This window comes from Pradoshia sp. Z5_111 (genome assembly GCF_058267535.1).
Map to the genome: position 1 here is coordinate 301,185 of NZ_JBZCPQ010000003.1, position 24,170 is coordinate 325,354.

Sequence of the window (24,170 nt, forward strand, 5' to 3'; positions counted from 1 at the left end):
CTTTTTTATTTATTGTTTCATTCTGTTTTCTTCTAGCAGATGCATTTCCCAATAACTTTCTGTTTATTTCAGAGATTTAAAGAGCAGCTATTCAAAACGGCTTCTGCCAATACAATATCTTTCTTAACACTTGAATATTCTCCACCGTCTTCTATACACCAACACACGCTCATAAGAGTTTCGACATATAGGCATTGTCTTATAATAGAATCTGAGATAGTAAGCTCTTTTTCTAAAACTTCAATGATATAGTTTATCTTCTTATACGTTTCCTTATCTTTTTCATTATCAAATTCATTTAATATAAAACGCGCAACATCAAACACTGGGTCGCCGATGACACCCTTAGGATCAATAATTATATACTCTCCATCCATGCCAAGAAGAATATTATCATGGTGCAAATCACCATGAAGTAACACCTTTTCAGAATACATAGTTGAAAGCGATAAACCAATATCCCTCGCTTTTTTCATGTATAAATATAGCTCTCTGCAATCTTTTCGCTTGCTCATGTATTCTGTTATTCGATTGACCCATTGCATATAACTAGGATAAACCTCGGATTTAGAAGGGGAGATATGAAGTCCTTTGTAAAGGTGACAAAAAACAGATAATCTTTTTTCAAGAGAACTCTCTTCTCTCAAAGATGTTCCAGGCTGTATACAGGCCTCAAGAATGACACCATTTTCAATATCCGCTTCAATCACTCTACAAAATCCTCGCACATGATATTGGCGTAACGTACGATATTCTTTAACAATCTCCCCAAAAGAAGGATCAGCTAGTTTTAGGATCACATCACCATATTTTTTAGACTGACATTTGAACACTACCTTTGCGGAATAAGACGGAATGAATTGAAAGGCTGTTAAACTCCACTTGTCTGCATAATGTACAAGATCTAACAAGACCTTCTTATAAAAATCCAACCCAAAGCGATTAATTATTTTTTCACTTTCAGTTTGTCTGAAGCAAAGAGGGAAATCGTTCAATGTACTACCTCCGTCTCATGTTTTTTTATGTAGAATCACTTTTTTCTTAGACCTTATAAAGCTGCTAAACCATATCTCTATATACTTATTCATCTACAAAATTATTTCCTTATTTCATTCTTAACCGGTAAACATAATACAAAGGTGTAAGACCACAGATAAAAATAACACCTCCTACAAGCAGACCTTCCCCCCATCCATAGCCAGGTGTAATTGAAATGAGAGAGGCAGAAATGACTACAATAGCAGTCAATACTATTAAACTTATCATAAATGATTTTTTAGGATTAATGTTTTCTTTCTCATGTTCGATACTTACACTCATTGATAAATAAGCAGACACAACAGAAGTTAATATAAATAAAAACCAAAGAGGATTTGAACGCATTTGTTCAAGGCCGCCCTGAAAAAAATCGTATCCAAGTATACATAGAATACCAAGTGTTTGTATGATATAAGCTATTTTAATATTTTGTAAATTTTTGAAGATAAGCCTCTCATCCGTAATCTTTTTCATTCAATATCCTCCTTTTCAATCCAAAAGATTTCATCTAATTTTGTATTTACTGTATAGCAAATTTGCAAGCATAGCTTTAATGATGGGTTGTATTTCCCTTTCTCAATAAGACTAACCGTTTGCCTTGTAATACCAACAGCTTCAGCCAATTGCTGTTGCGTCAAACCTACTCTTACACGAGCAACTTTTACTAAATTTTCCATAATACACCTCGATGTTAAAGTAACATATATATTCCATAATGTAAAATATAAATTACATAACGAGATTCTTCAGTTATACCGTATTTTGCACGAGAAAAGGCTGCCATGGTATAGGCAGCCTTAGTTTTACTTATGAATCCTCCAAAGTAATATTGTAATGCTTAAACCATAAATGCACTTGAATCAAATAAGCAAGTAATTGCGGACCGGACATCAATTGCCCAAACCATGGCTTTTTAAATGATGATCCTCCAGTATCAACAAGGGCTTTCAGCTGATCTTTATCGAAGAATTCGAATAGGGGGGAATCCCCATCCTCCAACAATTCCTCAAGCCAATCCTTCACCAGCTTTGTATAAAGAGGATTATGTGTTTTCGGATATGGGCTTTTCTTTCTGTATAAAACATCTTCCGGCAGGATCCCCTTCAAGGCTTTCCTTAGAATTCCCTTTTCCCGGTTACCAGCCATTTTCATATCCCACGGTATATTCCAGGCATATTCCACTAGACGATGATCCGCAAATGGCACACGCACTTCTAAACTTGCTCCCATACTCATTCGGTCTTTACGATCCAAGAGATTGGTCATAAACCAAGTCATATTTAAATAAAATAACTGCCTTCTTTTTGTTTCCAAGTCAGATTCTCCCGAAAGCAAAGGTGTCTCCTGTAGACTTTCCTGATATTTATGCTTTACATACTCTTCAAGAGATAGCTTTTTTCTCCAGTCTTGTCTAAGTAATTGATTTCGTTCATGTATAGAGCGCATCCATGGAAAAGTATCGTTTGATAATTGTTCAGGATTATGAAACCATGGATAGCCTCCAAAAATCTCATCCGCACATTCTCCAGAAAGACCGACGACATAGTCTTCTTTGATTTTTCTGCAAAACCAAAGCAAGGAAGAATCGATATCTGCCATTCCTGGTAAATCTTTTACGATCATGGCCTCTCCCAAATTAGTAATCAGTTCTTCCTGACTGATGACACAATAGTGATGTTTTGTGCCAAATTCCTGATTCATTAGTTCAATCCAATGCCCATCCGCGTTGGGTTGGAATTCATTTGCTTGAAAATGGGCAGCATTATCCTCATAATCAATCGAGTACGTATTAAGAGCAGGTTTCCCCTCCTTCTGATATTGCTTGGCAGCGATTGCTGTAATGGCACTCGAATCGAGTCCCCCTGATAAGAATGTACATAATGGAACATCTGAAACCAATTGTCTTTTTACTGCATCCGTCACTAGAAAGCGGACCTTTTCCACGGTTTCATCCAGGCTCTCCTGATGTGTTTCACTCTTCACATTCCAATATCGGTTCATTTCAAGTCCTTCTCTATTAAAGGTTAAGGTATGCCCTGGACGGAGCTCGTGAATGTTTTTAAAAACTCCTGAACCAGGTGATCGCGAAGGACCAAGTCCAAATATTTCTGCAAGTCCTTCTCTGGTCAGAACCGGCTTGACTGTCGGGTGTGCCATAATTGCTTTTATTTCAGAACCAAACAAAAATTGGCCATTTTGCAGGGAATAAAAAAAAGGTTTTACCCCTAGTCGATCTCTTGCCACAAATAATTGTTGTTTGGCTTCATCCCAAATCGCAAAGGCGAATATCCCATTAAAAAAATCCACGCATTTTTCTTGCCATTCCATATAGGCAGTTAACAGAACTTCAGTGTCCGAATGGCCAGTGAATGAATATCCTTTTAATAATAGTTCTTTTCGTATATCTTCTGTATTGTAAAGTTCACCATTGTAGCATAGTACAAACTGATTCTCATTTTTTTCACGGATCATAGGTTGTTTTCCACACAGCGGATCGACCACAATGAGCCTTTTATGTCCCAAACCGACATGTTGGCTAACCCAGATATTCGTGTCATCCGGTCCACGTTTTGAGAGTGTATTTGTCATTTTTATGAGAATCTCTTTCTCTTGATCAATAGATCGATTAAATTCAACCCAGCCAGTTATACCGCACAAAATGCATCATCCTTTCAAACAAGCAATGGCCCATTCCTGCTAACATGATATGCATCTTACACAAAGTTGTTAATTGTCCAACTTTAAGGGGTGAGGTTATAAAAGAGCATGCTTATGTCAAGAAATAGAAAACAGTGCCATAAATATTATCATTACAAAACGGATATGCAGTAATTTGAGTTCTACATAGACTCTTTTATCTGCACTTGGAGGCGCACACATGAAAAATCAACTTAGAAATCAACTATTGAGTAAACAGCTGCGAGCATATACAGAAGGAATTTTTGAAAACATCAATGATCAATGGGTCTTTTTCGATGAAGAAACAGATGAGGCATACCCACTTGAGGAATATATGAATAACGAGATATCCATTTATCGTAATAACCGTTGGAGAAAAGGGACATTAGTAGAAGACGGGAAGCTCTTATCGGGCAAAGAGCTTATTTTTATAAAAGATGAAGACCAGGTTCGTATTAAAAAAAATTTGCAATACTCGTTAGAACGATTACTGGAGGAATTAAGGGATGATGCATTCTTTCAGTTCATCACGACGTTAAACAGCATGGATTTCTCTGCTTATGACTGTATTTATGGCTATAACCAATTATCCTTTTCATCTACTGCCCAATCATCAGGCACAAACTTTTTCATTTTTGATAATGGTGATTATATCTGTTCTGTCCATCATCATTTTAACGAGCATAACAAAGAACAAAACCGCTTTGAATTTACCCTGAATACCGGCAAGCGGATGATCATTGAAAAATTAGTAAAGAACAAGGATTAAGGACACTGGCAGCTCACTTCACCTTTACATCTACAATCCATTTTAAATGCTGATAACCTAAAGTACTTTCAGCTCGTAAGCACTTTAGGTTATAATCTGTTTACTTCATGTAACAGACTGGCCACTATAGTTTTTTTAGAGGGGTTTCATTAAGAGGATACCCTATTTCAGGATTGATGTTTTTCAGCATTTGCTGCAAATAAGCTTCTGATTGACCTTTTGGGATACTTAGACTATTCCAATCTTTACTCTTTATTTGTTTACCGATATAAACAATTTGTCCAATGTGATACGCATAATGAGCTAATTGCCTCTCGATTGCGTCTATTACCACATGACTTTCCGCACGTATATATACTTTCTTTAATAAATCTTCTTCACTTAAATTATGTAGTGCTTCAAAAAGAGTATTCCAACCTTCTTCTAAAATACCCATCATTTCATCCTTTGTTAAAAGATGATCTATAAATTCATGTTCCCGATTCCGATTAGGCTTCTCTCCATCAGAATTCAGGAAATCGGTCCATCTAGATACCATATTTCCGCTTAAATGCTGCACGATAACGGCCACACTATTGGCTTCCTCATTTAATACCCAACGAATATCTTCTTCTGATAATTGGGAAATTGCTTTATCTCCGAGACTTTTAACACTTTTAAATCGTTCCTTAATAATCCTTAAATACTCAGTCTCCATACCCATCATGCATCCCCTAACTTATAATTATAGTGGTTGGATAAAATGTTCTTATTTCTTGTTACACCTATAGTAATAGTTAATAAATGTAAAATAGACGATTGCAGACAAAAAATAAATGGTGAAAATTCTTTAACTTTTTTCGGCTCCATTTTTAGCTCTTCATTATAATAAAATTGTATAGTTACATCTAAAGAAATTGGAATCGTAATTATGGATAATAATAAAATCAGAGAAAAATAGATATCATACAGATTTAGTACGTGTCTTATACTAACTGTCTTCTGGTTAACCTTATGACTATAACGCCAACCCTGTATATTTTGACACACCTCCGTAAGTTAACAAAGACATTTTCACCCTTTAGAATTCCATTAAGCATTGATTCACACTACATTAATGCTATTTCAATTAACAACAACTATAATCATTTAATCTTTTCAAAGAACTTTTCAACTTCTCCGGTTGATTTCAAAATGATAATCTCTTTGTCTTCCGAAAACTGTTTGAGTCTGTTTAAAATTTTTGGTTTTTGCTTTTTTGGATATTCCCAGATCCATTTTAAAAACTCGAAAGAAAATCTCTCTTCACAGCCTTCTCCCATATCTGGTCTTGTTTTATTACGGTATTGGAGCATTCTTTTAAATGCTCTGTATATGCAGATCGTTCTAGGTATATCAAGAAAGATTATCATATCGGCGGCATTTAACCTTATATCCATTGTGCCACTATAATTACCATCAATAATCCAGTAATCTTTTGTTACTAGCTCATTTTGAACCTGTATTTGCTCCTCTTTAGAAACGCCTACCCAATTGGGTTTCCAAAACAATGCATCGAGATGATAGACATTTATATTCAACTTTTCACCCAGTTGTCTTGCTAAAGTTGATTTCCCTGAACCTCCAGAACCAATAAGCATGATTTTTTTCATATAAATCCCCTGTCTAAAATTAAAGGTTTTAATTCTAAAAATTAAAGACTATATCCTTCTTCATTTACCGAACCTCAATATTATATTTTCAACATAATTAGTGTTAATCCTTCTTAAATCAACGTATCTAATGAACTCAAGCGAGTATTCCAAAATAGTAAAAATGCCGGCCACCATCATGCGGCCGACTTCATTTATTATTTTCTGATGATAAGGTAAAAAACTGCGCTAATAATCCCACCAATCAATCCATCCATCATATCAAACATCGTATCCTTATGATCTCGTCCTTGAGCAGTAAAATGAAATAATTGATCGCCCGCAAACTCGAGCAGCTCCCATGCACCAGCTGAGCAAAGCGCAAAGATAACCATGATACTAGCTAGAAACGCTTTCGGCAATTTTTGTGTAAGCTCCTCACCAATTATCTGCCTAGTGAGTACCAATGCTGCATACCCAAGCCAAATCCCGGAGGTAACATGGAGGAAATCATCAAAGTGATTAATCGCATAACCTCCGCCAAATGTACCAATTCCGACTGAAATGAAAATAAATAAATACGTCATCACCATAAGTGGCCAGTCAAGCGGCTTTTTTGCTTTCCATTGCCAACCGCCTAAGACTACTAAGCTCATACAAGTTAGAATACCCATGAATCCTTTCGTACTGTCACCATCTATGAACATTATTATTGTTGCAGCCCCCATTAACAGTGTAACTATCCAAAATGTGATTGTTTCGATTTTAATTCTATGCACCACTGTTTCTCCTCTCGCTGTCATAAAAGTATATTTAGTAATAGAATATGCTGTATGTATGGATGCGTTTTATCTTCGTATTAAATAAAAAAAGCCGCACATTTGGCGGCAGCATCAGGTAAGATCCAACTGAACAATTAGCTCAATTAACATTGCTCATTGTTTTGGTAAGAAAATTAATAAGAGCACCGCTATGTTACATGATATTCTTACACTTCACTATCATAGCAAAAATGCTTCTATTCTATTAAATAAATATGAAACTACCAATAAGCGCTTTATAATTTGAAGTCGTTTTTTATCTTTTGGGCAACTTGTTCTGCACTTAAATCTGTATTGTTAATTCTCAGGTAATTTTTCTTGTTTATCTCACCTTCAAGCGAATTTAATCGTAAGTTTTCCATAGTGGATAAAAGATGTTCCTCAGATTCCAGCTTGTTTCTCTTAGTTGGTTTATGCTCTAATCTATTCGGTGATTTATTGCGTAATAGCCTTTCTTCTACATCAGCTTCTAATTCAATAAAATAGACTTCAATCCCCCTGGATTCAAAAATCTCACACATTTTCTCGATTTCCTCATACTCTTGTTCCGAACTGAGATCCCAAACCTTTGTAAATATAAGCCCATAGGTATCACTTTTCGAGAAGGCTTCAAAAATTTCACTTCTAAAAAGTTTGGCTAACCTCCACATTTCAGATGTGAATTCAAAAAGCGGGTGAAGCATATCGATTGTCATATGGTTGTGGAATAATTTCATATCTGTAATTTTAGTTAATTCTTGTCCTACAGTCATTTTACCAACCGCCTGTGGACCAAATATAAATACAAACTTCTCCACTCTTTTTCACCCCTATATATTTATCCTGACTGAATAATAAAAAGCGGCTTAACCATTGCTTGCCCTTGACTGTTTCCAGCTATCTTCATTCACCAGCTTATAAACCCATAACGGACATACTCTACGTAATGACCATGTAGTTTTAATAAATTCTTAGAATATACATGATAACGGATAAAAAAATCTATGAATCATAGAGTAGAAGTCTTCGACTGACCAATAACGATCTTTTCAACCATCACTTACTTTCAAATAACTCAAGCATGTACTCTATTTTTTCGGTGTCGAACCCATTGGCAAAAGAACGGTCTACTCGGACCCCGGACCCAAAATGGTATTCCTTTGCATTCAGGTATGAATGCAATTCCTCCATATGCTCCTTATCCAGGCCCCCGCCAATTAAGATCTCAGGACCCGACCATCCATCTGATAACGTAATCAGCTGCTGCAGTGTTTCCCTGCCTTCATAGGCTCTACTTTCACCGCCGGAAGTTAGAATCCGCTTTACATGCTGGGAGTACTGACAAAGCACTTCGAGTCCCTCTACATGAGACTTTAGTTCATCGAACGCCCTATGGAACGTAATATCAAAATGCGGTACTTCCTTTATCACTTTCTCCAGTAAAGCCTGGTCGATTTTCCTGTTCCTCAAGCAGCCAAAGACAATCCCTTGTACACCTAAATCTGAAAAGGCTTGAAGCTCTTCCTTCATCGACAACCAATCGAATTCATCATATTCAAAAGAATAGCCATGCGGTCGTAGCATGACCTGAACAGGTATATTCACATTTTCAATTACACGTTTTATTGTTCCATAACTTGGGGTTAATCCGCCTTCCGACATGGCAGACACTAATTCTAAACGGTTAAAGCCGAGCTGCTCTGCTTTAATGGCATCTTTTTCATTTTCCACAATACATTCCAAAATCATATTATCACCTGCTGCTAGTTCACATTATTTAATTCCCGGGAAGATATCCCTATAAAGAAAAGTATTATTTTATAAACTTCATTATAACAAAACGAACGATAGTTATTTTACAAAACAATCACAATATAACCATTGGTCTAAATAGTAAGATTGAATATTATAAGAGTTTTATTGTTATTTCTGCAAAAATAAATTTGAACAGCTTAAATAGAAAGTATCTATACTTTCAAAATCGCAGTCATTAATCCCTTGGAATCACGATAGCATTGCACGCTTTTTCATAAAATTCCAGTGGTCTAGCCTGCCCGATAATTGCATATTCATAGCCCTTTTCCTGCATCTCTCTTAAACAATGATGAAGGAGATTGTATCCTATTCCTTGTACTCGGTTTGATAGAGAGGTTCCCATCGGACCGAACAATCCCTTTCTTTTTCTAACTACATCAAAGCAAGCGAATCCATTAATTTGGTTATCTTCTAAAGCAATGAAAACAGGAATATCATCTTGTAAAAACCCATTTTCAATTGAATCCAGCCACCCATTTCCAAATTCACTTTCCACAAAGGCTTTTAACGATGCGGCATCATTTTGCTCCGCTTTCCGATAATTTATATTACTTGTTAAAATGCTTGGGAATTCATAATCCTTCAGAGGAACAACCATATCTCTCGGGGAAGACATTATTCCAAGTATGCTGGAAACATCTAAGCCTTCCAGTATGGATCTTGTTAAATGGTCATTGCTTTTAAATATGGCATCAGCCAGATGACCCTCATTCAAATAAATCTGGTTAAAGCGTTTCATTCGGTTATTTGCATGTATTAATACCTGATCAGTCGATAAAGAAATGTTCATTTTAAAGGGCTCATAAACAATTCCATGTTCGTATGTATTCGAGTACACTTCTTTAATCCGCTTAACTAATAGCTCCCGAAGCTCTGGATTCTTAATAGATAGCTCAGCACAGACACCTGTCCTTTCAAGCAACATCCCTAGTACTAAATGAACTGGATAAATGATATTAGTTGTCCTTTTAGCTTCTATTTCTGCATATTTAAAAATTCTCAAGGTACGTTCCGTAAATCTCAAGAACTTCATCTCCCTTCTGAATTTAAATTAATTCTAGAAGTAAAATGAAAAAACCTTTTATGATAATAAATTAATTAGATTAAATAAAAAAGCCCAGTCTCGATCGACTGAGCCATAACTTATCCGAATAATTGAATACCAATAGGTAATCTAAAGCCTAGCAATAACACTAAAACAAACGAAATCCAAAACTGGATGAAGAAAGATTTGTGACTCTTTCCTTTTGATCGCTTCACGTTTGTCATTTCCATTGCAGCGATTACCCAAACACCAATAATTATCTTGGCGATATATTCCCCACCAATATTGGAAACATTCATTAACATAATGATACCTGTTGCAATAATTAATATGTATAGTACCCTATTAATCATCATCATTATTTTTAAATTTTTTCCTGTCATTTTTAAAGACACTAAGAACACAATAATGGATAACACCCACATAAAAATATGTTCATAAGTAGACCCACTCATAAAATCCCCCCACTTTCAGCAATATTCAACATAATAGTAGCATACTAGGTTGTAATCTTCGAACATTATGTATTTACAATTTATTTAGAAATGATAGATTTCAAGGTCCCAACCGATTCTATCGTTATTTCAATCACATCACCATCTTTTAAATAACGCGGTGGTTTAAACCCTTTTCCTACTCCTGCCGGTGTACCTGTAGCAATAATGTCGCCAGGCTCAAGCGTAATTCCTTTAGAAATCGTAGCGATGATTTCGTCAATTGGGAACAAAAATAATGACGTTCTGGCATGCTGCCTTGTTTCCCCGTTTACTTTTGTTTTAATTTCCAGATCATATGGATGTGACACTTGATCTTTTGAAACAATCCACGGACCCATTGGACACGTACCATCCAGACTTTTTCCCAGGAAATATTGCTGATGCTTGGATTGCAGATCTCTTGCTGTTATATCATTTAGGATGGTATATCCAAAAATGTAATCATAAGCTTTATCACGGGAAATAGAGGTTCCCTTTTTGCCAATGACAATAGCCAATTCCCCTTCATAGTCCAGCTCATTCGTTACTTCTGCATGAAGAGGCACAGCCTGTTTGTGGGCATTGACTGCGGTCGGAGCTTTCGTAAATACAATCATATCCTCCGGTGGAACCCCGCCATCAAATTCAGTAGCATGTGCAGCGTAATTTTTACCTACACAAAAAATATTTTTGTGCGGACGCGGCAGAGGAGCCATCCATGACAAAGAGTCGATTGATTTACCTTCTGTTTTCTCTGCAGCTTGTACCCATTCCTGAAGCATTGGCAGCCATGTTTCGGATTCTTCAATCAAAGCCTGTAAAGAAGTTGGCAATCCATTCAGCGCCTCACTGGATTGCTTAATTACTTCTAAAGAATAAAATAAATCCTGATCAATCAATCCTGCTACTGCTTTTCCATTATCATTAACGGTTGAGAATTTCATTCTACATCCATTCCTTTCAGATTGGTTTAAAACCATTTATACAGCTGTTTACTGCTACTAAAATGATAAATTACGTTTCTCCACTTTTAAGCTATACTCTTATTAAACTGCGTTCCACCCTTATTGAAATGTATCATATTCCTTTTCCCGCTTGAATGATGGTTTGTCCCAGTAAGTAATGATTCTCCAGCCATATTCAATTGGTCCCATTCTAAAAGAACGTAACCAATATTTTGTAAATACCAATTGAAACAGGATAATTAATACAGCTAATAAAGTACCCATAAAAGCTCCCACTTCGCCATAAAGCCCTAGTCCATATGAATAAAAGATCAGCGTACACAGAATGGAGTGCATAAGGTAATTTGTAAGCGACATTCTTCCCAGTCTGACAAAGGGAACAGCCATTTTTCTAACATTTGGAGATTTATCATAAATAAGGGTAATCCCTGTTATAATGGCCAGTGTCAGGAAGGGCCCGCCAAAAATATCTTGCCAAAATTCAGTCGCATAATTTTGGGTCGATAGATACGGATACATTTTTAAAAGTAGTCCTACAGGCAATGATACAAGAAACATGACCTGTAGCTTTTTCTGATGAACCTTCAGATTCGTGAGCCATTCCAATTTGGCAAAAGCCATTCCTGCCAGAATACATGGAAAAACCGATAAAAATAAAAAAAACATATTTGCCGGTCCATTGACAGCAGCCCAGTCATTAAATCTCATTGAAAAAATCTCTGCAAACGTCCCATTTGAATAGATCTCGATGGCTTTATTTATTTTTGAAAAATCGGTATTTAACAAACCAGATGTTGGGGTCAATAATTCGAGCAGCAGAATAAGTAGCCCAAATATTCCATAAGGAATGGTATATAACCATACCGATAAACGAAGCAATGTTTTACCTTTTAATCGATAAACCAGCAGCAAGAGTAACCCACAAACGGCATACGTGATTAAAATATCACCGTGCCAAATTAAAAATGCATGAATCATTCCCAGCAAAAGCAAAAAGATCATCCGCCTTGTAAATAAAGCAGGAAACGATATCCCCTTTTGTTCTGCCCTAGTCATTAAAATAACCGTACCGAACCCAAACAAAAAGGCAAAAAGCAGGTAAAAATTCCCCTGTGCCAAAATATCAATGAGTGCATATGTATAGAGATCTAGCTTGTTATCCCAATAATCTAATTCAAGATACAAAAAAGGCGAATGAAAATCGAGCATGTTGACCAATAAAATTCCTACAATTGAAATCCCACGCAGAAAATCAACCACATGTATCCTTTGTTTATCCGTTATGGATTGCAATATTACACTCCTCTCTCCTAAAAATTTCTTATAAAACCAGTTTAGCAGTTTCTGCTAAAATCCCCTATCATAATTATCTATTTTTTCTAAAGCACAGGGAGGTTCCCTCACCTTTCAGCCCATTCCACATATACTGTTAAAGAATTGTTAAGAATCCAGATACAGGTATACCCAAGGAAGGTGTTAAATGTGCCAGGAATTGTAGGTATTGTCCAAATTCTCAGTGTAGGGAGCAGCGGTGTATTTAATGTGGGGGATATTTATAAAGTCACTCCCTACTCTAATGCTAAAACATTTTCCGGAGCGGGTTCTTTTAATACGGGTGACTATGTAGCTGTAAATAATCCTTACAGTGCTACGAATACGTTTGATGCAGATGTTGTCGATCAACCAATTGCATTTACGTTTTAGAGGTGAAGAAAATGAACATCTTTGTTAAGCAAACGATTATGATTAATACCATTAAAATTAACGCAATCGCCAATGCATCCGTCCTGCAAATCGGCAGTGCCGGTATCATCAAGTCCAAGTCACTCATGACCAATTCCGGTGGCTTTGAGGCACCTGCTCCGGAAGCGCACCATCCCCTTTTTGAGACTGAAGAAGATTCACCGCAGGTTCAAGTCCAGAATAGGAAAGGATGAGTCATTTGCAGCAGGATTTAACCCAATTCCTACACTACTTACAAAATACGCTGGAATATCAACAGCAGGCTATCCGCAAACTGGAAGAAGACGTAAAGAGATTAAAAGAAGAATTAACAGAGGCAAAACACCAGGCACCGATTCGAGTCGATCGGATAGAATATAAATTTGACCAACTGAAAGTGGAAAGATTGGAGGGTACCTTAAATATTGGGCTAACCCCATCAGATTTAGAAAAAATCGATGAGTTGGCTATCAATAATCACACTCCTCCCGGTCCATTTCTCTTTCCATCCAGGGATGAATTTGTCCATCAACTAACGAGCGAGGTTTTACTTGACCTAAATAATCAGAAGGATGAAATCTTTAAAAGAGCCGAAAATATCTGCGAACAAAAAGCGGATGAAACCATGCGCTCCTTTATCATGGAGGATCTAGCCCGGCAACTTCCTCAGCGTATTCATCATTATTTGGATCGAACGCCGCCTCATAACCGGACTGAGCAAAAAATCCCGGCAATTCGGGAGCAAATATCAGAAGTACTCAGAACAGATATTGAAAATGCCATCATCAGATTTATAGAGGTTTATCCTGATTCAATGAAGGAGCAGTGAGCAGTGTGATGAATTTCCATGTCGTAAACGAACAAATTAAGGTTGGCTGTATTAAGTTAATATCTGTATCGAGCGCCTCTGCCATTAAAGTCGGCGATACAGAAACCATGCAGCTATTTGCTGCCTCTGACACACCATTAAACGCATTAGAATTTGGGCCATTGCAGCCTATTGTCAATCGTTAAAGAGGACAATGCCATGTGGGAAAGAACATCGATAGTCAATCATATTCATGTATCCATTTTATCAAGGGGATCTACATTTGACATAGGAGAACTTCAATATAGTTATTCAGCTGACAATGTCCTTGCCTATCAGCGGGAACAGGAATTTTTTTACGGACAGGAAGGTAATTTCGGAGATTATAAAGTATTTTACACAGTACCTGACTTTGAACCAATTGATGAAATGGTCCATATCAATTTTGAAAATGTTAATCCATACCTTTTTGTAGATTGTATCCGAACACAGGCCATCTCTGCCTCCTCTTTATTACAGGTAGGAAACGGACGGTTTATCCGCTCCGAAACTAGAGTCATGAATGTAAGACAGCTTCTAAATCGGCCCAGTAATGAAAGAAGGGAGGAAACTTAATGCCTGCTCTTGTCGGTTCCGTCCAAGTTCTTAATGCAGGAAGCGGAATTATTCAGTTTGGAGATTCCCTAGTTATCTCTCCAAAACACGCAACTAAAAGTGTGAATGGTTCAGGCTCTGGAATTACCGGAGGTGTTATTTTTGATACAAATGGAATTAGCGGAAATTCCGTTATTGGTATAAATGGGGTTGATCAACCCATCTCAGCAAACAATTAATCACTCATCTTCTTCCGGCCTTATAGCCGGATTTTTTTATTCGTGGCAATTTGCCTGCTGGCTGCTTTATAATCCATTTTAAATATTTCTTTATTTCAGGATCATCCCTCAGTTTCTCAATCGTATTAAGTCTGACAGCCAGCTCCAAATTTGGATAAAGAGCATGAATCTGTTTATGGCAAGGAATACATAGCTTGGAGGTATCATTGGGGCCCCCTCCATATTCCCGTGGAATTAAATGGTGAATAGTCCGCTCGACATCATTTCGCAGACAGAGTTCACATACACCGCTCCTTGCTTTACTCATATAATCCCCCTCCTTCGTACCTTTTCCGTAAATTAGCATCAAGGATTGTATTCATTTATATTTCCATTCTTAAGGTATATCCATTCCTTTTTTACTCCTACCTATATCGTTTTATTTCCTTTGGACAGGTCTAAGGTCTTACTATTTTTATTTTTAACAATATAGTAGTATATTTCCCTTGAAGGGTATGGATATTTACTGGTAAGAACAGAATATCCAAATTACAGATTGGGGGAAATTAATCATGAATTATAAAAATGTTACAGTTGCAGGCAGCGGGGTTTTAGGGAGCCAAATCGCTTTTCAAACAGCCTTTAAGGGCTTCAATGTCACTATTTATGATATTAACGAGAGCGCCATTGAACAAGCAAAGAACCGTATCACTGATTTAGAAGATACCTACGTTGGCTATTTTAAAAACGAACAGGAAGCAGCCCAGTCTGCTCAATCACGTATTCAATATGCAACAGATTTAAAAATCGCAACAGCTAATGCCGATTTGGTTATTGAAGCTATTCCAGAGCTAAAAGAAATCAAAATTAACTTTTACACTGAGTTGAGTAAAGTTGCACCTGAACATACGGTGTTTGCGACAAACTCTTCTACTATGCTTCCTAGTGATTTCGCCGAATATACTGGACGTCCAGAGAAATTCCTGGCTCTGCACTTCGCAAACCGCGTTTGGATGAATAATACTGGAGAAGTCATGCCACATCCTCATACTGATAACCAAGTGGTTGAAGATGTACTGCAATTCGCAGCCGCAATTGGAATGGTTCCGCTCCATATTAAAAAAGAGCAACCTGGCTATATTCTAAACAGCTTACTCGTTCCATTACTGGATGCAGCCCAAAATCTATGGGGAAATGGAGTAGCGGATCCATACACAATCGATAAAACATGGATGATTGCTACAGGTGCACCTCTTGGACCATTTGCGATTATTGATGTAGTCGGTTTGGAAACAGTTTATAACATCGTCAGTACTAAAGCAGCAAAGCATCCAAATCCAGAGCAAAATCCATTCAAGGATATTGCGGATTTGGTCAAAACAGAATTCATTGATAAAGGCAAATTGGGTATGAAAACGGGTGAAGGATTCTATAAATATCCAAATCCAGCCTATAAGGAAAAAGACTTTCTACAGCCTTAAACTAGATCAATGATACTTCTTAGAGAAATCCTATTGGCATAAATGCTAATAGGATTTCTTTATGTCCACTGAAAAAGGATTTTAAAAATATATCAAGAATCTTTATATAAGATTATAAGGGAGGTTATGTATTAAATGCATGATATTGTCGATTTGCTTGATACAAAAAAACCTGGAGTTACAGATTTAGATATAAAATCTGCAGAAGAACAATTCGAAATACTTTTTCCTGGACAGTATAAAGACCTTTTTAAACTATCTAACCAAGCACAGATTGATGAATGGATCCTTTTCCCCATTAAAGATCCTAGAAATTTAAAAAGAACATGGGATGATATTGTAAGACAAAATAAAGATATGCGAGATGAGGAAATGGATGAAAATCTCATATCTATTGGCGAGGATGGTACAGGGGACAAATTATGCTATAAGATTGTGGATACAATCGTGGAGGATAAAATTTATATTTGGTATCACGAAACCGGCGAATTAGAAGAAGTAGCTTCTAACTTAAAAGAATTTATTGTATCGAATTCTGAATCAGATAATGAGATTGATGAGGATTAATAAATGATAAGCGGTGTATGTTCGCCTTTTGCTTTCCCAAATTAGACAATATCGAAAGTGAAAATATAAAAAAGACGACACAACTGCACGGTTTCCCGCCCAAATGTGCCGCCTTCAGCAGTTAAAGCTTCAGTACGTGTGTACCGTCAAAGAACATCAGATATCTTTCTGATACTTCTCTTTTCAGGATTTGTTCAATCGCTCTTGTATATAGCTGAATCTGCTTTTCATATCTTTCTTTTAATACAGGCTCAGCTTCTTCAAATCCATTTTTAAATCGATCTGTTATCGCGTCTGTTTTATAGTCAAGCAGTACAAGCCCATTCTCATCTTCAAATAGGCAATCCACTATCCCCTGAACAAGAATGTTCTCGTCGCCATCCTGCCAATCCTGATATGCTTCATGTGCAGGAAGTGCCATTGTAAATGGAATTTCCTTGCGTATTTTTTGGGCATGCTGCAAGCGTTGACCCAATTCACTTTCAAAAAAGCTCAAAATCTGGTCAGTTCTTATCTCACTGACTTGTTCCTTCGTAGCGTATTCCTTCATCACCAAATACTCCAGTAACGTCTGAACAGACACTTCCGTGACTGGCTTTGTAAAGTCCAAATGCTGCATCACTAAATGCATCATCGTTCCCTTTTCTGCAGGTGACATTGTTTTTTGCTGCATAAAAGCCGGTCTCTTTAAATTCATCCGTTTAAAGGTCGCCCGAACCAAATCAGTTGCACTATATTCATCCTTTGATTCATTTAATCGTTTCAATTCGGACACAGACTGTTTAGAACGCCCAGTTGTCGAGCTTTTAAATCGATAATCCCATTCCATTTGGTCCCTGACCCGTTCTTTAAACTCAGACTCTACCTCAATTGGTTCCATTTGTTCAATTGATTTAAATAATCGTTTACTTTCAAGGTTTTCTTCCTCTGTAATTGATTGCAACGTATTCGATTTTCGGACATGTACCTGCCATTCTGATGGATGACTGGCAATCTCAGCAAGTGAATCACTGGCGATTGCCCCTTCTTTAAAGATACGATGCCGCACTAGAGACGGACCAATCCAGTCCATATAAGAAGTGGCATTTGCCCTTGTATAATCAGGTAGAAGCCAGCCTTCTTTATTCTCATAGGCAGACCACTTCTTAAACGATTTTTCAGCATCTGAGAGTGTTCCGATTAAGTACAGCTTCTCTTTTGCACGGGTTAACGCAACATACAGAACGCGCATCTCTTCCGCAATATTTTCAAGGAGCTGCTTCTTTTTAAAGGCAATCTGCGGTAAGGATGGATACGTGATCCTTAACTCCGGATTCACATATCGAAATGCAAGACCCAGATCCTTATCCACTAAATAGGAACGTTTTAAATCCATTTGATTAAACTTTTTAGACAAGCCACCCAGAATCACGACAGGGAATTCCAGTCCCTTACTCTTATGAATGGTCATAATCCGGACAACATCTTCCTGTTCACCGAGGGCACGCGCCGCACCCAAATCACTGCCCCTTTCTCTCATACGATCGATAAAACGCAGAAAGCGGAAAATTCCCCTGAATGAACTTTCTTCATATTGTCTGGCCCGATTATATAGGGCCAATAAATTGGCCTGTCTCTGTTTACCACCAGGCATACCGCCAACAAAATCATAATAGCCAGTATCCCTGTACAGCTGCCAAATTAAACTGGACAGTGCTCCCTCACGCGCCTGGTTTCTCCATTCGTGAAGATAATCAAAGAATCGCTTCACTTTTAAATAGACAGTACCGTATTTTTCAAATGAACCGTTCTGGCAATAGGCCTTTAACGCATCATAGAATTGCCCCTTTGGCAGGGTAATCCGGATATCCGACAGGTTTTCTTCATCCAGCCCCACGATAGGAGAGCGCAGCACGGATGCAAGCGGAATATCCTGATATGGATTATCAATAATTTGCAGGAGAGAGATCATAATAGCTACTTCTGTCGCCTCAAAATATCCTGTAGAAAGATCCGCATAAACCGGGATACCCTGCGCTCTGAATTCATCCATAATTTGAGGAGCCCATGGCATGGAACGCAGCAAGATGACAATATCCCGATAGGTAATGTTCCGGTATGTTTTCGTTTTGGCATCATACACTTTGCGGCGTTCATTAATCATTTGTTTAATTAATTCAGCCATTTGCCTAGCTTCCAACAATACCGTTTCAAGATCTTCGTCTGCCTCGTCATCATCCTCAGATCCGTAACCAGCTCCTTCTGCCGATTTATCAATCAAATAAAGTTCCACCGGGTACTCTTCATCCTCAGGATAGGCTGCTCCTTTTTTTAATTCAGCGGGTTCATCATATTCAATTTTACCAACCGTTTTACCCATCAATTGTTTAAATAAAAAGTTCGTACCTGCCAATACTTCACTTCGGCTGCGGAAATTTTTATTCAGATCAATCTTCATTCCGGTATCTATCGGCTCTGTTAAAAATCTGCTGTATTTCCCCATGAATAGATTAGGCTCAGCCAGGCGGAATCGATAGATTGATTGCTTAACATCCCCAACCATGAACATATTGCCGGTTGACTCACCGTCCTGTGTGACAAGCTGAAGGATTGTTTCCTGCACCATATTAGTATCCTGATATTCATCGACCAGTACCTCTTTGAATTTATCACGGTACTCCAACGCAACATCTGTTGGCTTTAATGCTCCATCCTCATAAGTCCCCAGAATTTCTAACGCCATATGCTCCAAGTCGGAAAAATCAACAATCCCACGTTCAAGCTTTTCTGCCAGGAATCGTTTTTGGAACGCTGTGACCAACTCGGCAAGTGTCACCACATACGGCTTCATATCTGATATATCCCTTAAAAAGCTATCTGCTTTCCGGAAGAATAAATCGCTCGAAATTCCATTCAGCAACTTCTTAACATCATCTCTCATTTTCTTGGCTTGCTTTGCCAAGTCCTCATTACAGGTTCCCTTGCGAATCGTTTTTGCTTTGGCAAAGCTAACCGCTGAAAATGCATCTGCCATTGACTGCCAATCTGCTTCAATAGACTCTGATAACTTGTGAATAAGCTCTTCGTCTAATTTAAATGTTTCGCCCAGGGCTGCTGGACCATCAGGCAGCAAGGTTAATTGATAGCCTTCATGGATCATTTCTTTAGCTGCAGCTAGGCGCATCATGATATCAAATTTCAAGACTGGATAAAATGGCAGATCCTCAATTCTGGTATGTTCCCCTATCTCATACATATCCGCAAGGCTTTCCAGCCATTCTTTAGGATTGGGATTGGACCGTGAAAAATCATCTAGCACTCGGATAATTTCGAGAATCGTACGATCACTGCGGTCATCCGTAAATGCATCGATAAGCCTGAAAAACGGCTCATTATCTGATATTCCATACTGTGTTTCCAATACTTCTTCAAGAATTTCATCTTTAATTAATTCGATTTCCGTTGAGTCCCCAATTCGAAAACCGGGATCAATGTCCAACAAATAATAATGACTCCGAACTACATCCAAGCAGAAGGAATGAAGGGTTGAGATATTCGCCTTATTCAGCAAGCTGAGCTGCTTACGTAAATGTCTGGAGTCCGGATTCTTTTTAATTTCCTTCTCCAGTGCTTCCGCAATACGGTGGCGCATTTCAGCAGCTGAAGCATTGGTAAAGGTGGCTATCAATAAACGATCCACATCAAGAGGGTTATCCTCTGAAATAATCTTCCTGATAATCCTCTCAACCAGTACAGCTGTTTTACCACTTCCGGCCGCAGCCGCTACTAGAATATCATTTCCATCCGCAGTGATAGCTTTCCATTGGTCATCTGTCCATAAAGCATCTGCCGGTTTTACGGGAATTTGTTTACGGTTATTCATCATCTTCTTCCTCCTCCCGTATAGCCTCAAAGATTTCTTCTTTTTTAGCCGGTTTAAATACTCTGTACTCGTTGCTTTCAAGAGAAGGATCAAATTGGCAAACTGTTTTAAAATTACAGAAGGTGCATGGTAATTTATTTTGCAAACGATATGGTTTGATATCAGCCACACCGCTCGTAATGGCATTACCTGTATCGGCATACATTCTCTTCACATGCCGGCTTAAAAGAGAGAACTCTCCTTCACTTGCAATCCGTGAAGCCGCCGTAAAATGTCCATCCTTCTTGAATCCTGCGGGTACAATCAGGGATTCCCCATTCTCCAAATCGCTATCCATCATTTTAACAACCTGGTCATCCCCTAATAGCAATCCCTTCATCTTAAAGCTTTTAAAGACTTCACGTTCAATCTGGTCTAACGTATAAACTCCATTGTTTTTAATTAATGGATTGTGAACATGGAAATACAGGACACCTGCAGGCTTAGCCTGTTCCCCAACCAACAGTGGTGAGTGTGTGACCACGATATCGAGGTATGTCAGCATTTGCAAGGCGATTCCATAATAGATTTCCGTGAAGTTTAAATCCTTCGAGCTCGATTTATAATCAATGATTCTCAAATAGGTTCCATCATCTGTCTTCGCCTGATCAATCCGATCAATCCGTCCAGCCAGTTCCATCTTTGTTCCATTTTTAAGCTCAAAGGTCAGTGGAGGCAATGAACCTCTCCGGCCAAATCCAAGCTCTAGCCCAATCGGTGAAAATTGGCTGTTTTTCGCCTGGCCGCTTAAAGTAATTGAGGCTCTCGCCACAATTTGTTCGAGTTTCCTTTTTAAGTAATGGAATCGATTGGAAGATAATAGGATTTCATTCTGCAGTTTCGGCGCCATTACCTCTACAGCCGTTCTGGCTAATTGGATACATTGCTCCCGTGATAAAGCTCCCCAGCTTGTCCCGCGATCGATGATTTGTTCCGTCATCCATTGCAGAGCACCATGGAACATTTCTCCGATATCAGGAGCTTCTAAACGGTAGATATCCCGTTCCCTAAGCTTTAAGCCGTGTGAGGAAAAATGCGCAAATGGACAGCTATTGAATAGCTCCATTCTCGACACGCTGCCCTGGATTGTATCTCCATACAATTCAACCGCTTTTTGGTCAGGGATTTTCTTCGCTTTATTTTGATACGAAAGCGCTGAAAGAACAAAGGCTGCCTGATCCTTCATCGGGCCGTCTTTAACATATTCGTTATATACATCCCACCAAACAGGGGATACCGGATAATTCCTTTTTTTCTGTTGAAGCTGGCTCGCCAGGAATGACAGCGTTGCTCTAGTCTGAACCACATACTCCAGCTGCAGCTCATCACTCATTTCAGCCGGATCATGCACAAAGAAGGTTTCTTTTACTGAACCAAATAAATCCTTAACTCGTTTCATATAAGATGAAGCCAATAACTGCTTTCCTTCGTCATCAGCCAGTGGATAAGAAAAATATACATAGTCGGATGCCAGCAGGAATGCCTTGTATGCAGCAAACTCCTCATCCAACAACTTAGTGCTTGATGTCGGTGCCATCTTTATTCCCGAAGACTGCAGTGCTTCTCGATCCTTATCTGAAAGGATTCCCCCTTCACTTACTTTAGAAGGTATCACGCCTTCATTTAAGCCTGCTATGAAAGCAATCTTTACATTTTGAGGGCGCGATAAATCCATATTGGTCACGACTACTTGGTCAAGGGAAGGTGGAATTAAAGAGAAGTTCAGTGTTTCAATCCCGCTTTCTAGGATTGCACCAAAATTCTTTAACGTAACCGGCCTGTCCCCAACAATTTCTACAAATTGATCCAGCAACTCCATAACACCATTCCATGCCTGATCGTGCTCTGTTGCATGGATGAGTCGGCCTTCCTGCTCATCGCTTCTAGCCATTTTTTCAAGCTTTTCCGGTATATCAAGCTCATCTAAATACATGTATAAAGCCTGAGCATAATCCGTTCCGGATGTTGCTTTTTTAAAACGATTTGCAAGTCGACGGATGGGCTCTGCCACTTGTTCCTTCGTTTCATTCAGCAACGCTTCCATTTTCAGCTCTTCATCTGTCTGGACACTGGCCACCAGTTCAAGACCGCGATTTTTTTTATACTTCCATCCCTGCTTCTTACTCCATCGGTCACCATAATAGCCTCTGGATAATACGTAATTTTCTAGCAGAGCAGCACTCTCACGCTCTTTTGGTATATAGGCATTCTTATCAAACAAAAGGTCTGTTTTTATAGCACGGAACATCGGTTCATAACGCCAATTATTCGTTACGGCTTCAAGCGTAGAACGAATAAGCTCGATCAAAGGGTGATTAAGCATAGGTCTCTTTTGGTCGATAAAGACAGGAATGCCATAGTCCATAAAGACGGTTTCCACCACTTCAGCATATTCCTGGCTATTTCTCATTAATACAAAGATATCTCTGTATCGATATCCTTCCCTAACACTCTTTAAAATCTTACGCGCGATTCCTTCCACCTCTGCCCTTCTGTTACCAGCCGGGCAAAATTCAAAATTCGGCTCCTGATTGTAAACTGGTGCCGGTCTGTTGGCAAACCATTTATCCAAATGCTGCATGGATTTATTTTGAATAAATCGATGCGGCTCCTTAAATAAACGATCCTCCTCCACCTTTACTCCGTTTTGGAGCGCAATCTGGTATAGATCAAAATAAGTTTCCCCTGTCATCCTGAATAAATGAAGTGGATCAGGCGCCCATTCTTTAAAGGGCTGATCTAATGTCAACGAAACCGTCACATTCCTGCAGTGTTGCATTAGAGCTGCCATAATGCCGTATTCCTGGGCTGTAAAGCTGTAAAATCCATCTATATAAATTTCAGCATCGCGAAGGTAAGCTGATTCAGGCATCTTTTCTACTAATAAAGTAAAGTAATCCTCTGAATCTACGTACTGACCTTCTAATTCACGCTCAAATCCATTGTATAAAAGGGATAAATCATCAAGCTTTGACCGTAAAATCGGTGAAACCTTTCCATCTGATTGGTTCAGCATTTCCTCTGGAGTCAGGCAATATCGCTTACATTCCTTCAGCAAATCACTTAACTGTGTAATGAAGCCCTGCTTATCACTGGAACGTTGAAAGGTTTTTAATTCATCCTTCTTTTCCTCCATGATTTTGCGGATCACCATATTAACACCGACATTATTTAAATGCCGCCTGCCCATACCGCCTGTTTCTTGAAGAACCTTCCAAGCCAGACGGCTGAAGCTAAACACTTGGGCACGTATCATCCCGCCCAGATTAGGTGTATTAATCAATTCCAGTTCAGCTTGAAAAGTCATCTGATCTGGAACAATATATATAATCGAAGAACCTTCCGGATCACTCTCCAGCTTGGTCCTAATGTCATTTAAAATAGTCTCAGTCTTACCTGTACCTGTTTTTCCAATATAAAATTGCAAAGACATTAAATGTGCCTCCCCCCTTTATATCTATCTCTCTATTTTATCATAATTCATGGCGTTTTCTCTTCAATTGACTCTATATCCCAGCATTGTAAAAAATGGTTTATTTTAATGGTGAATAGAAGATTAGTTTTTGTTATATATCACAGGAAACGAGGGAAGAAGGAGAAGACAAAATAGGCACTAATATGAAAATTACAATCGACAAGAAAAATAAAACAATGACCATCTGGATTGATGATCATTGTTTTT

Annotated in this window: 25 protein-coding genes; 9 read left to right on the forward strand and 16 right to left on the reverse strand. The window is 38.4% G+C overall.

The genetic code is table 11. The features are described 5' to 3' along the window. Positions 1 to 68: 68 nt before the first annotated feature. The 4 genes from AC4D4A_RS08385 to asnB all read right to left on the reverse strand — a co-directional run bounded on the left by AC4D4A_RS08385 (position 69) and on the right by asnB (position 3,696). Positions 69 to 995: an aminoglycoside phosphotransferase family protein gene (locus AC4D4A_RS08385; protein WP_490995477.1), complete on the reverse strand. Its 927-nt coding sequence runs from the start codon at positions 993 to 995 to the stop codon at positions 69 to 71. A gap of 109 nt (positions 996 to 1,104) precedes the next feature. Continuing rightward, positions 1,105 to 1,512 carry a hypothetical protein gene (locus tag AC4D4A_RS08390; RefSeq protein ID WP_490995478.1) on the reverse strand — a complete coding sequence of 136 codons (408 nt, stop codon included), beginning with the start codon at positions 1,510 to 1,512 and terminating at the stop codon, positions 1,105 to 1,107. After that, positions 1,509 to 1,715, reverse strand: coding sequence for a helix-turn-helix transcriptional regulator (locus tag AC4D4A_RS08395; protein WP_066101605.1), 207 nt, complete (start codon positions 1,713 to 1,715; stop codon positions 1,509 to 1,511). Before AC4D4A_RS08395 ends, AC4D4A_RS08390 begins: the two co-directional genes overlap by 4 nt. A 130-nt stretch (positions 1,716 to 1,845) precedes the next feature. After that, the gene (gene asnB / locus AC4D4A_RS08400; RefSeq protein WP_490995479.1) at positions 1,846 to 3,696 is read right to left on the reverse strand and encodes an asparagine synthase (glutamine-hydrolyzing); all 1,851 of its coding nucleotides are present in this window, start codon (positions 3,694 to 3,696) and stop codon (positions 1,846 to 1,848) included. Between the two features lie 220 nt (positions 3,697 to 3,916). Between asnB and AC4D4A_RS08405 the strand changes: the two genes are divergently transcribed. Next, positions 3,917 to 4,486 (forward strand): DUF2777 family protein, encoded by a 570-nt coding sequence (locus AC4D4A_RS08405; RefSeq protein WP_066101611.1) that lies wholly within the window; start codon positions 3,917 to 3,919, stop codon positions 4,484 to 4,486. 124 nt (positions 4,487 to 4,610) lie between these two features. Here AC4D4A_RS08405 and AC4D4A_RS08410 read toward each other — a convergent pair whose 3' ends face one another. The 9 genes from AC4D4A_RS08410 to AC4D4A_RS08450 form a co-directional block, all read right to left on the reverse strand. Further along, on the reverse strand, positions 4,611 to 5,189 hold the full coding sequence (locus AC4D4A_RS08410; protein ID WP_490995480.1) for a DUF1572 family protein: 579 nt from the start codon (positions 5,187 to 5,189) through the stop codon (positions 4,611 to 4,613). A 421-nt stretch (positions 5,190 to 5,610) separates the two neighbouring features. After that, the gene (locus AC4D4A_RS08415) at positions 5,611 to 6,117 is read right to left on the reverse strand and encodes a DNA topology modulation protein (RefSeq protein ID WP_490995481.1); all 507 of its coding nucleotides are present in this window, start codon (positions 6,115 to 6,117) and stop codon (positions 5,611 to 5,613) included. Between the two features lie 197 nt (positions 6,118 to 6,314). Next, positions 6,315 to 6,875, reverse strand: a complete 561-nt coding sequence (locus tag AC4D4A_RS08420; RefSeq protein WP_490995482.1) for a DUF2238 domain-containing protein — start codon at positions 6,873 to 6,875, stop codon at positions 6,315 to 6,317. A 278-nt stretch (positions 6,876 to 7,153) separates the two neighbouring features. Next, a complete protein-coding gene (locus tag AC4D4A_RS08425; protein WP_490995483.1) occupies positions 7,154 to 7,714 on the reverse strand; it encodes a DEAD/DEAH box helicase family protein in 561 nt (186 codons plus the stop codon). Positions 7,715 to 7,952: 238 nt separating this feature from the next. Beyond that, on the reverse strand, positions 7,953 to 8,645 hold the full coding sequence (locus AC4D4A_RS08430; RefSeq protein ID WP_490995484.1) for a copper homeostasis protein CutC: 693 nt from the start codon (positions 8,643 to 8,645) through the stop codon (positions 7,953 to 7,955). 241 nt (positions 8,646 to 8,886) lie between these two features. Continuing rightward, complete coding sequence (locus AC4D4A_RS08435; RefSeq protein WP_490995485.1) at positions 8,887 to 9,735, reverse strand: GNAT family N-acetyltransferase; 849 nt, start codon at positions 9,733 to 9,735, stop codon at positions 8,887 to 8,889. A gap of 119 nt (positions 9,736 to 9,854) precedes the next feature. After that, a complete protein-coding gene (locus tag AC4D4A_RS08440; RefSeq protein WP_490995486.1) occupies positions 9,855 to 10,211 on the reverse strand; it encodes a DUF1516 family protein in 357 nt (118 codons plus the stop codon). A gap of 80 nt (positions 10,212 to 10,291) precedes the next feature. Continuing rightward, entirely contained in the window at positions 10,292 to 11,176 is an 885-nt protein-coding gene (locus AC4D4A_RS08445; RefSeq protein ID WP_490995487.1) for a fumarylacetoacetate hydrolase family protein, read from the reverse strand. Positions 11,177 to 11,296: 120 nt separating this feature from the next. After that, the gene (locus AC4D4A_RS08450; RefSeq protein WP_490995488.1) at positions 11,297 to 12,490 is read right to left on the reverse strand and encodes a DUF418 domain-containing protein; all 1,194 of its coding nucleotides are present in this window, start codon (positions 12,488 to 12,490) and stop codon (positions 11,297 to 11,299) included. A gap of 189 nt (positions 12,491 to 12,679) precedes the next feature. On the opposite strand from AC4D4A_RS08450, the gene AC4D4A_RS08455 reads away from it, so the two are divergent. The 6 genes from AC4D4A_RS08455 to AC4D4A_RS08480 are packed head-to-tail and all read left to right on the forward strand — an operon-like array spanning position 12,680 to position 14,560. Then, complete coding sequence (locus AC4D4A_RS08455; protein WP_490995489.1) at positions 12,680 to 12,901, forward strand: spore germination protein; 222 nt, start codon at positions 12,680 to 12,682, stop codon at positions 12,899 to 12,901. 11 nt (positions 12,902 to 12,912) lie between these two features. Then, entirely contained in the window at positions 12,913 to 13,134 is a 222-nt protein-coding gene (locus AC4D4A_RS08460; RefSeq protein WP_066101641.1) for a spore germination protein GerPB, read from the forward strand. Positions 13,135 to 13,139: 5 nt separating this feature from the next. After that, entirely contained in the window at positions 13,140 to 13,748 is a 609-nt protein-coding gene (gerPC, locus tag AC4D4A_RS08465) for a spore germination protein GerPC (RefSeq protein ID WP_490995490.1), read from the forward strand. Between the two features lie 8 nt (positions 13,749 to 13,756). Continuing rightward, positions 13,757 to 13,933, forward strand: coding sequence for a spore gernimation protein GerPD (locus AC4D4A_RS08470; protein ID WP_139063800.1), 177 nt, complete (start codon positions 13,757 to 13,759; stop codon positions 13,931 to 13,933). A gap of 13 nt (positions 13,934 to 13,946) precedes the next feature. Continuing rightward, a complete protein-coding gene (locus tag AC4D4A_RS08475; protein ID WP_490995491.1) occupies positions 13,947 to 14,342 on the forward strand; it encodes a spore germination protein GerPE in 396 nt (131 codons plus the stop codon). Continuing rightward, positions 14,342 to 14,560 (forward strand): spore germination protein, encoded by a 219-nt coding sequence (locus AC4D4A_RS08480; protein ID WP_490995492.1) that lies wholly within the window; start codon positions 14,342 to 14,344, stop codon positions 14,558 to 14,560. Before AC4D4A_RS08475 ends, AC4D4A_RS08480 begins: the two co-directional genes overlap by 1 nt. Positions 14,561 to 14,564: 4 nt before the next feature. Here the strand turns inward: AC4D4A_RS08480 and hlpB are convergent, their stop codons facing one another. Further along, positions 14,565 to 14,867, reverse strand: coding sequence for an HNH nuclease-like protein HlpB (hlpB, locus tag AC4D4A_RS08485; RefSeq protein WP_490995493.1), 303 nt, complete (start codon positions 14,865 to 14,867; stop codon positions 14,565 to 14,567). 244 nt (positions 14,868 to 15,111) lie between these two features. Here hlpB and AC4D4A_RS08490 point away from each other — a divergent pair, with 244 nt between their 5' ends. Both AC4D4A_RS08490 and AC4D4A_RS08495 read left to right on the forward strand, forming a co-directional pair. Continuing rightward, a complete protein-coding gene (locus tag AC4D4A_RS08490; RefSeq protein ID WP_490995494.1) occupies positions 15,112 to 16,020 on the forward strand; it encodes a 3-hydroxyacyl-CoA dehydrogenase in 909 nt (302 codons plus the stop codon). A 135-nt stretch (positions 16,021 to 16,155) separates the two neighbouring features. After that, entirely contained in the window at positions 16,156 to 16,587 is a 432-nt protein-coding gene (locus tag AC4D4A_RS08495) for an SMI1/KNR4 family protein (RefSeq protein WP_490995495.1), read from the forward strand. Between the two features lie 121 nt (positions 16,588 to 16,708). Here the strand turns inward: AC4D4A_RS08495 and addA are convergent, their stop codons facing one another. Next, positions 16,709 to 20,449, reverse strand: coding sequence for a helicase-exonuclease AddAB subunit AddA (addA, locus tag AC4D4A_RS08500; RefSeq protein ID WP_490995496.1), 3,741 nt, complete (start codon positions 20,447 to 20,449; stop codon positions 16,709 to 16,711). Continuing rightward, entirely contained in the window at positions 20,442 to 23,921 is a 3,480-nt protein-coding gene (gene addB, locus AC4D4A_RS08505) for a helicase-exonuclease AddAB subunit AddB (protein ID WP_490995497.1), read from the reverse strand. Before addB ends, addA begins: the two co-directional genes overlap by 8 nt. Between the last annotated feature and the right edge of the window lie 249 nt (positions 23,922 to 24,170).